Here is a 9,126-nt window from a genome sequence, read left to right as displayed (position 1 = left end):
CTGCGCCGTTTGAGACTGCGGACGGAGCGAGACTGCCACGGGTGCGCGGTACACCCCAGGGCGGAGTGATAGCCGCAGCAACAACATAGCAAACTCGCGGGTAAGATGGGGCCTTCGCATATCGAGGGAGCGTCTGGCGCCATGGTCCAGAGAATGTCCTGCCATTGATTCGGTTCTCGTGCTTGAGGCCGTTGCTCCCGCTAACCGGGAGCCCAATCGATGACACGGGGACGACGCAAACACTGGCGAGTACGTCTCGCTTTTGAGCCGAACCGCTATTGCAGCGAACAACTGGAGAAGGCCTACGAGCAGCTCAGTCCGATCGATGCCCGAAGCACGAGGCGCTCATCGAACCCAAGGCCTGGGACGGTGATGGCCATGAAGCGAGGCAAACGATGAGCAACGTTGCCATGGTCGCGTTCTACGCGCGCGTGTCATCCGAGCAGCAAAGCAAACGCGGCACGATAGACAGCCAGATCGCCGCATTGAAAGAGCGTATTCAGGCCGACGGTGCGCAGATTGTGGAGGACATGTGCTTCGTTGATGCCGGGGTGAGCGGCGCAACGCTGGTCAGGCCGCAACTGGAGCACCTGCGCGACGTCGCCGCGCTCGGGACGATCGATCGGCTGTACATCCTCTCGCCGGACCGCCTGGCGCGTAAATATGCGCACCAGGCGCTGCTGATGGAGGAGCTCTCCTCGTGCGGCGTACAGGTGGTGTTTCTCAATCATGCAATTGGCACAACGCCCGAGGAGTCGCTGCTGCTGCAGATGCAGGGCATGATTGCGGAATACGAACGCGCAAAGATCGCCGAGCGTAACCGCCGCGGCAAGCTTCACGGTGCGAAACGCGGTAACGTCAATGTGCTGTCAGGGGCGCCTTACGGCTACCGCTATATCCGCAGACAGCTTGACGGGACGCCAGCCCGGTACGTCATCGAACTGCCGCAGGCGGCCACGGTAAAGACGATCTTCGAGTGGGTTGGGCTGGAGCGCCTGAGCCTCGGAGACGTGATACGCAGGCTTGGCGAAACGGGCACCGTGACAGCATCGGGCAAGCCGTACTGGGACCGCAGCGTGGTGTGGGGCATCTTACGCAATCCGGCTTACATGGGGCGGGCCGCGTTCGGCAAAACGCAGGTGTGCGATCATCAAGTGCGCGTGCGTGTCCAGCGCCACAGCGCCGACGTGCCCAGGAAACCGTATTCAGCAAAACGCGCGGACCGGCAGCAGTGGATCGAAATTCCTGTGCCGGCGATCATCAGCGAAGCACTGTTCGAAATCGTTCAGGAGCAGCTTGCCGAGAACCGCAAGCTGGCACGCCAGCGCCGGGATAATGCGCCGCTGTGCCTGTTGCAGGGTCTCACTGTTTGCGGACAGTGAACCGCCCCGGGTTTCCCGGAGGCTGTTTTGCTTGAGTTATGCCACGTTGGCAGACCTAGCGAGATGCATAATAAGCGGCTTCTGCCTCGGCGGGTGGAATGTTGCCGATGGGGCCGAAGAGACGACGATTGTTGAACCAGTCCACCCATTCGAGCGGCGCCATTTCAACGGCCTGCAGATTGCGCCATGGTCCGAGGCGATGGACCACTTCTGCCTTGTACAAGCCGTTGATCGTTTCAGCCAAGGCGTTATCGTAGGAGTCGCCCACGCGGCCCACCGACGGCTCGATGCCAGCGTCGACCAACCGATCCGTATAGCGGTTCGATACGTATTGGGCCCCCTGATCCGAGTGGTGAATGACGCCCTCGGGGCGAGGCTGCACGAGTGCCATGTCGGGCGCACGCAGCATCAGCTCTTCGCCACGCTCGAATGCGAACTGCTGGCCCGCTCGCGCTTCGGATCACACGAGCAAGCCCGACGGGAGCTGTTCGCCTTCATCGAGGGCTGGTACAACCTCGGCCGCCGGCACAGCGCCATCGGCTACTACGCCCCAATCCGCTACGAAACGATGCATCAACAAAAAATGCTCGCTGCTGGCGAGTTGCCCACCGCAGGCCGGCGTCGTAGTCGTGATAGGCGACCCGCCGACCGACCGTGGACAACTCATGCAATCGCCCAACCTAGAGGAAATCAATCGAGACAAGATTCAACAGCCTAACCGTCCACCGAAACGGGTCACCCCCATGTCCACACCCACTGCCATGCAATTCATGCTGGATCTCCCTGTTTCCCTGCGAAGGCCTCAATCTTCCTTCAATTTTGGTCTGGCGCCTTTGGCCCGTGAGGATCCAATTGCTTCGTATGATCATTCACGGGCGGGGCGCGTTCATTTCATTCAGACAGCAATCACTTCGATACGAAACGCGAAAACCCATGCCACATGTACCTACCATTTCTGGTAGTTGCCAGTGCTCAAAAATATCCGAATCATGAGCCGGTCGCTCGCTTGGCCGTATCAATGACTCAAACAACGCCCGCCGGCTCGCGGGTGACAAGGTCGAGCATTCCGGCACGGCGCGCCCGAAGGAAATAGAACGGGAGATATCGCACGGACTATCGATGCTTCGGCGTCGAATGCATTCGCATGCCGCGGGGCAGTCGGCATGAAACACGGCGCTCACTTCATGTCACGGTACGTTACGGAGAAGAGTCATGTTGGATATCGGAAGCTCGAATATCTTGAAGTACGATTTTGGCGGAAGGTCATACACGATCCAGATTTACAATGACAATCAGGACGCCAAAAAGTATTACATCGTCCCGCAGCCGCAATTCGCGGTCGCCGCGAGCGGTCTGCCGGAATTCTCGCTGCAGCAGTTCACGAACGGCAAAGTCGTTTCCGGACAGTGCAATTTCCAGACCGTCCTGCAAACGCCGCCGGGGGCCATCGAGGCCGTGCGGAACAAGTTCGGCAGCGACGTCCGGATCGGCGGCTGGGACTGGACCCTCGGTACGACCTGGTTCAACTACCAGTATCCCGACGACCAGGGCCAGGTGCACAGATATTCGGCAGTGGCCTGGCCTTCCCTGGCGCCGACGACCAGTGACATCGGGCAGGCGAGTGCCCGCGCGTCGTTCTCGATCTCCCTGCCGAGCCAGGCCGCGGTCGCTGCGTTTATCAACGCGTTCAGCAGTCCGGGGGACGGCGGCACGTACGATGTCCAGTACCAGATGCACGTGCCGGGATCGTTGCCGGGCGTGACGGTCACGGTTGGGTTCGACTCGCTCGTCGCCTATGAGTACGAGCGGACCATTCACATCGACAGGAATGTCTGGGGTTCGGAAACCAGCCGCACCGTCGAAGTCAATCAGTACCTGAGCCAGTCGCAGTCCGGCAAGATCGATTATGTCTGGGGCAAGATCGACCCGATGTCGCCGCAGGGGCAGGCGATCACGAACTGGGCGCAGCAGACGTTGCAGAATGCCGTCACCCAGTCGGTCAATTCGACCATCGCGATGATGCAGGCGAATAATCCGTCAGGAAACGACTACACGTTCAGCATGAGCCAGGTGAGTTCGTTCTCGTACACGTACTCGCAGAACTCGGTGGTCGACTGGATTGCGCAGTCGTCGACCCTGCTGCCCGCCTTCTCGAAGGACGTGTGGGACCGGCTCTACGAGGTGGTCGACTACAGCCCGCTCTCGGTCGTGTTCCAGATTACCAACGTCGACCTGATCGCCGCCCAGATCGCGTCGGTGCAGGTCCTGGTGCAGTCGCCGTCGGGCAACGACTCCGAGACCCTGACCAAGGGCACAACCAGTTGGACCTTCGAGCGCCCCGCGTTCATCAATCCGGATGGCTCGCCCGACCTGAGCTATTCGTACAAATATGTCGTCACCTACACGGACAGAACGTCGTATGTCTCGAAGACGATCCCGGGCAACGCCGCCGCCGAAGGTCAGGCGAGCGTGACGTTCACTGCGGGCGACCTCGCAGCGCTGGCTGTCACGTTCGAGACGCAGGACATCAAGTTTGGAACCACTGCGCAATCGGTACGGCATGTGCAAGTCGACTTCGTATTCGTCAACACCAACGTGGCCCCTGGCCAGGTGGCACAGGCCAAGACGCTGACCAATCTGTTCTATTCGAACGAGAAGTGGAACGTATCGTTCCTGACTGCGCTCCCCTATGCAACGAACTACACCTACTCGGTGACCTACGTCATGGGAGATGGTTCGAGCGTGGCCCTCGCGCCTAGCGAGCCGACAAACACGAACTACGTGCCGATTGGCTCCTCGCTGTACCTGCAGCAGGTCAATCTGAGTCCGTTGTGGACGACAGGCATGGAAAACGTCTATGTGTCGGCGTACTACTTCGATCCGAATAACAGCGTGTCGGTGCAGCCCTATACTTGGCAGGTCGAGAATAAAGGCGATCCGATCAGCACGTGGAAATTCTTCGCGCCGAACAACCAGAACGCCTACTACGACGTGACGGCGCAAATCGTGTACGACGACGATTTCGTCAATTACCCGACGCCGTGGTACGTGCCGCAGGGGCAACGGATCAACGTCACCGCGAAGCAGACCCCGTTCATGGTGACCATCGATCCGTCGCTGATCCAGTGGGATTTGTACAGCATGGTCACGATCGAGGCCTACCTGCTGTCGGAGGACGGGAAACCGATCCAGCAACACCCGTTCAAAGTCCTCGATAAGACGGGCAGTCAGTACTACACGTTCTGGCTCAAAGGATCGGAGGCCAGCCTGACCTGGTACTTCAAGGGCGCCTACTATCCGAAGGACGCATCGCCGGTCGTCATCCAGCAGACGACGATGACGTCGGCGCTGCTCGTGCTGCCGAGGACGTGGACCGGCAGGCAGGTGCTGGCGAACGAACGGCCCTACCTCGTTCCGGAAGAGCATGCGCACGCACTCGAGGTGGCCCACCACCGTCTGATCACGGGCGTCAACCTGGCCGACGAGGAAGAAGTCGCGAGCGCGAAATAACGTGCGCCACCGCCCGGCTCGCCCCGGGCGGACCGCAATGCCGCTGGGGAAACGACACCGTCGCCCCCGCCTTCCTGCACGCACCCACCGGTTCGGAGCCTCCATGGCGAACATCCTCTATCACATCGTCGGTCACGGGCTGGACGGGGATAACCCGCCGCTCAGCCTGATCGTGCTGAACCTCGTTTACCTCGACACGGATCACAATTACAGCGCGACCCACTGGTGCGCACTCACCGCTGCGCATCCGGAGGACACGTGGCAGTTCGACCCCGGCCCCGCCACCGCCGGCGGCGTCCTGTATGACGGCCTGCAGTTCGGCCCCACCGGCGAAGCCACGCCGATTCCGCTCACGGTGGCCGACGGCACGACGATCGAGGTCGGCGCCGGCATTCCCGCCACCACCGCCGTCGCCGTCACACCGCTGCTGATCGACTGGAGCCGCGTCACGCGCGTCGACGCGGCGCTCGCCGGCCATCCGCTGACCTTTACCGCTGCGAGCGCCACCGCCCGCTGGCTGTCGCTGCCGGCCGCGGGCTACACGTGGACGGCGACCTATACGCTGAACGACGGCTCGAAGTGGGCGCAATCGGGAGCCGGTTCGACGCCGCTGCTGGTGCTGCCGGCGCTGCCGCCCGTCACGACGGTCACCTTCACGCCGGTCGCGGACTACTTCGAAACACTGCCGATCGAATCGATCGCGCTGACCGTCGGCAACCCGGGCGGAGCGCCTGGCCACAGCGTCTTCGATCCGGGACACACGCAACCGTGGTCGACCGGCATCTTCCAGACGGCGATTTCCCCGGTCGCGTGGCGGCTCGGCTACCGCTATCGCTACGTCGTCACGTTCAAGGCGAGTGCCGGACTCCAGCCGTTCGACTCGGGCGACATCGACGGGCGGGGCGCGACGTCGGTCACGCTCGACGAAGTCGGCATTCGCGAGTTCGTCCTCGCCGGCCCGATGCCCGCCCTCATCCAGAGCGTCGACGTCCGCTATGAATCCGGCGGGAAGAACGAGAAGCACGCGCTGCCGGTGCGCCTCGTCGCGGGCAGCAACTATACGGCGGGCTCGTTCTCGTACCGGCTCGAATACACGATCGCCGGCAAGACGCCGGACTCGAACGGCCACGAGTCCGGCAACGTCATCCAGCCCGGTGCGCAGCCCGCCCTCGCGTTCGTCAGCGCCGCGTCTCCGCTGCGGGAGAAATCGGTCACGCTGACCGCGCGCAAGCTCGGTGCAGGGGATCAGGTGCAGCTTGTGCTCGGCACGAGCGAATCGGGCAACCTGGGTATCCCGTCGTCGACATGGGCGATCCAGGGCATCGGTCCGGCGAATGTCACGCTCGACCGCGCCCATCCGTCCGTCACGTACAGGTACGTGGTGGTCGATCCGGATTCCGCGGCGACCGTCTTCACGGGCACGCTGCAGGTCCACGACGAGCTGACGCCGTTCGACGTCCCGACGGCCGGCACAAGCGTGGAAGTTACGCCTCATACGCTGCCCGCGTCGGTCACGCTCGATCCGTCGCTGATCGACTGGAACGTGAACGATCACCTGAAGGTGACGGTAACGTTCAAGAGTGCGCCGAACGACGGGCAGGACTTCCCGTTCACGCGCGAAAGCGGCTACGGGTATGCAAGCGGCACGTCCGTCGACGGCGTGACGCTGATCTACGGCTACGTTGCCCGCTATTACCTGGCGGACGGGACGATGCGCATCGAGTCCGCAGACAATCAGACGAGCATGCTGCTGATTTTGCCCCCGCGCGGCACCGGGCAGGGGTAGCGCGATGGCCTGGCACCCGGCACTCGAACGCGCGCTGCACATCGCCCGGCACTTTCACGGCAACGACGCGGAGCAGGCGCGCACACGGCTGCTCCGCCTGCTCGACGATCGCGTCCGTGCAGCCGACGGCTTCACGGGCAGCCTGCTGACCATGAGCGGCTTCCCGGTCGAGATCGCGTTCTCCACCGCCGACGATGCGTTGCGGTATACGATCGACCCGGCGCGGCCCGGCAGCGATCCGCGCGGCGGGGTCGATGCCGCGCTCGGGCAACTCGCCGCGCTCGGCGCCGCGCCGGCGCCCGCGGCTACTGTCGACGCGGTTCGCCGGCTCCAGGCCGGTCATCCGCTGCGCTTCGGCGCGTATGTCGGTGGACGGCATCGCGCGGGGCAGTGTCGCGCCAAGCTTTACTTCGAGGTGCCGAAGGACGCGGCGGCCGATGGCGACGCCTTTGCCGCCGACGTGATCGGCAGGCCCAAGTCGCTCCCGGACAAGCGCCAGCACATCGAGCTGATCGGCGTGGATCCCGACTCGCAACGCACGGAGTTCTACTCGCGAATCGAAGGCATGATCGCGCCAGACCTGGTTGCGCTGCTCGCTCGGGTGAATCTCGCGCCGCGCTATCGCGAACTCGTCGAACTGTTGGGCGAATGCTGCTTCGTGCCGATCTGGCGCGAGCTTCCGGGCGATCTGTACGGTTTCAGCTATTCGGTCTCCGCCTGTGGCGAGCCGACCGCCTTCACGCTTTACACGCACGCGCGCGCGCTGTTCGGTGGCGATGGACGGACCCGGGCGCGTATCCTGGAGCTTGGCCGGCGCCACGGATGGGACCTGCGCTTCTACGCGCAATTGACTGAGCCGCTAGCCATGCTCGACGACCCGACGACCCATCACACGATGTTTGGCGTCACCGTGCACGGCGACGCCGAGCTCGGCGCCACGTTTGGCGTCGCGCCGCCGCTGGAGTCGGCATGAGCGTCACCGATCCGACCGCCACCGGAGCTGCGCCGGATGCGCTGCTAGCCGCGCAATCGCCCAACGGCGCGTTTGGGTCCGTCGTCGATCTGCCGACAGGCCCGGTCGCGGACGAGAACGGTTTCGTGACCGCGCTCGTCCTGCATGAACTCTCAGCATGGCCCCCCACACCGGCGCTGGCTGTGGCACGAACGCGCGCGCTCGACTTCCTGGCGGGCTGCGAGCGGCCGGACCGGCGCGGCGTGTTCTCGTTCTACCCGCCCGAGCGCCAGCCGGCGTGGATGCCCATTGCGCTGCTACCGGACGCCGACGACACCGCGCTCTTCACGCTCGCGTTGGTCGACGGCGGCCGCTGGCCTGCGCAGCGGCTGACGCACGCCGCGCGCCAGGAGCTCGAGCCGTTTCGCCTGAGGTGGGTCGCAGCCGACGCAAAGCCGTGGCATCGCGAAGGCGTTTATCTGACCTGGCTGGATGAACTGGTCTATCCGAACGTCGTCGATCTTTGCGTGAACATCAACATTGCCGTGTTGCTCAAGCGCGCGGGGCCGGAGCATGCCTCCGGACTGGCCGCGATCGTCGACATGGTGGACGCCGGACTCGCGTGGGCGGGCGCATCACCGCAGCGTGCGTTCCTGCTGACGCCTTACTATCCGCATCCGGCCGAACTCGGTCATGCGATCGATCGTGCGATTCGCCTGGGCGTGACTGAATTGCTGCCGTGCCGGGACAAACTGCGAGACCTCGGCTGGTCGTACGCGGCCGATCCTGCCGGCTGGCCACTCGATACCGCGGTCTGCGGTTCGGACGATGGGCGAATCGTCTGGCGTGCGCCAGTGCTCCAGCAAGCGCGGCAACTCCGCCGCCGCCCGTCGACGCCGGCTTCGCCTGCTGTGTTGGAATGTCTCCGACCGCCCGATGCGCGTCGATGATGGGGAAGGGGAGTCTTCCGTATTCCAGCTTCGAATGGCGGTGCATCAGCGAGCCACCGGAGGACTTCTGGGCGGAATCTGAAAACCGGGTGCACCAGTCATGCCTCGAGGGTCGGTTGCCATTCCTCCCAAACGTAGTCGTCCATGCCAAACTCTTCGTCGACCGTTTCGGAACCGTGCTCGCACAGGAAAGCGTAGACCAGGGCGTGACCGTCCCAGTAGGCCGCGAGACAGTCAGAAAGGGCGCTGTCAACTTGAGATCGCTGCCAGCTAGAATGTCGGGATGAAGAAGAGCAAATCACAGTACCACGGTTTTCGTTTCCCGGCGGCGGTCATCAGTTGCGCGGTTCGGTGGTATTTTCGCTTCAATCTGAGTGTGCGCGACATCGAGGAACTGTTGCTCGAACGTGGTGTGAGCGTGACCTACGAGACGATCGGCCAGTGGTGCGACCGGTTCGGCGCGCAGTTCGCACGTCGTGCCAAAGCGGAGCGCAACAAGGCGCGCTCGACGTGGCACCTCGACGAAAGTGCGTCACGAACACAGGC

Annotated in this window: 5 protein-coding genes and 3 pseudogenes; 7 read left to right on the top strand and 1 reads right to left on the bottom strand. The window is 63.4% G+C overall.

The window, feature by feature from the left end:
- Positions 1–395 precede the first annotated feature (395 nt).
- Positions 396–1,382, top strand: coding sequence for a recombinase family protein (locus BN2475_RS23910; RefSeq protein WP_245841542.1), 987 nt, complete (start codon positions 396–398; stop codon positions 1,380–1,382).
- A 55-nt stretch (positions 1,383–1,437) separates the two neighbouring features.
- Here the strand turns inward: BN2475_RS23910 and BN2475_RS23905 are convergent.
- Positions 1,438–1,791 (bottom strand): annotated as a pseudogene (locus BN2475_RS23905) (integrase core domain-containing protein); the annotation flags it as partial.
- 6 nt (positions 1,792–1,797) lie between these two features.
- On the opposite strand from BN2475_RS23905, the pseudogene BN2475_RS35745 reads away from it, so the two are divergent.
- The 6 genes and pseudogenes from BN2475_RS35745 to BN2475_RS23875 all read left to right on the top strand — a co-directional run.
- A pseudogene (locus BN2475_RS35745) lies at positions 1,798–1,959 on the top strand (IS3 family transposase); the annotation flags it as partial.
- A 635-nt stretch (positions 1,960–2,594) separates the two neighbouring features.
- The gene (locus BN2475_RS23900) at positions 2,595–4,892 is read left to right on the top strand and encodes a hypothetical protein (RefSeq protein ID WP_094781957.1); all 2,298 of its coding nucleotides are present in this window, start codon (positions 2,595–2,597) and stop codon (positions 4,890–4,892) included.
- A gap of 103 nt (positions 4,893–4,995) precedes the next feature.
- Entirely contained in the window at positions 4,996–6,678 is a 1,683-nt protein-coding gene (locus tag BN2475_RS23895) for a hypothetical protein (RefSeq protein ID WP_094781956.1), read from the top strand.
- Between the two features lie 4 nt (positions 6,679–6,682).
- Positions 6,683–7,651 (top strand): hypothetical protein, encoded by a 969-nt coding sequence (locus tag BN2475_RS23890; RefSeq protein WP_094781955.1) that lies wholly within the window; start codon positions 6,683–6,685, stop codon positions 7,649–7,651.
- Positions 7,648–8,580: a hypothetical protein gene (locus BN2475_RS23885; protein WP_094781954.1), complete on the top strand. Its 933-nt coding sequence runs from the start codon at positions 7,648–7,650 to the stop codon at positions 8,578–8,580. Before BN2475_RS23890 ends, BN2475_RS23885 begins: the two co-directional genes overlap by 4 nt.
- A 283-nt stretch (positions 8,581–8,863) precedes the next feature.
- A pseudogene (locus BN2475_RS23875) lies at positions 8,864–9,126 on the top strand (IS6 family transposase); the annotation flags it as partial.

It is taken from the genome of Paraburkholderia ribeironis (genome assembly GCF_900019265.1).
GTDB lineage: Bacteria > Pseudomonadota > Gammaproteobacteria > Burkholderiales > Burkholderiaceae > Paraburkholderia > Paraburkholderia ribeironis.
Note: the sequence above shows the minus strand (reverse complement) of the source record. Positions and strands in the feature narration are given on the sequence as shown.

Excerpts from the sequence above, each read along its gene's own strand:
- BN2475_RS23900 (WP_094781957.1), top strand. The coding sequence starts at position 2,595 with ATGTTGGATATCGGAAGCTCGAATATCTTGAAGTACGATTTTGGCGGA.
- BN2475_RS23885 (WP_094781954.1), top strand. The coding sequence starts at position 7,648 with ATGAGCGTCACCGATCCGACCGCCACCGGAGCTGCGCCGGATGCGCTG.
- BN2475_RS23895 (WP_094781956.1), top strand. The coding sequence starts at position 4,996 with ATGGCGAACATCCTCTATCACATCGTCGGTCACGGGCTGGACGGGGAT.
- BN2475_RS23890 (WP_094781955.1), top strand. The coding sequence starts at position 6,683 with ATGGCCTGGCACCCGGCACTCGAACGCGCGCTGCACATCGCCCGGCAC.
- BN2475_RS23910 (WP_245841542.1), top strand. The coding sequence starts at position 396 with ATGAGCAACGTTGCCATGGTCGCGTTCTACGCGCGCGTGTCATCCGAG.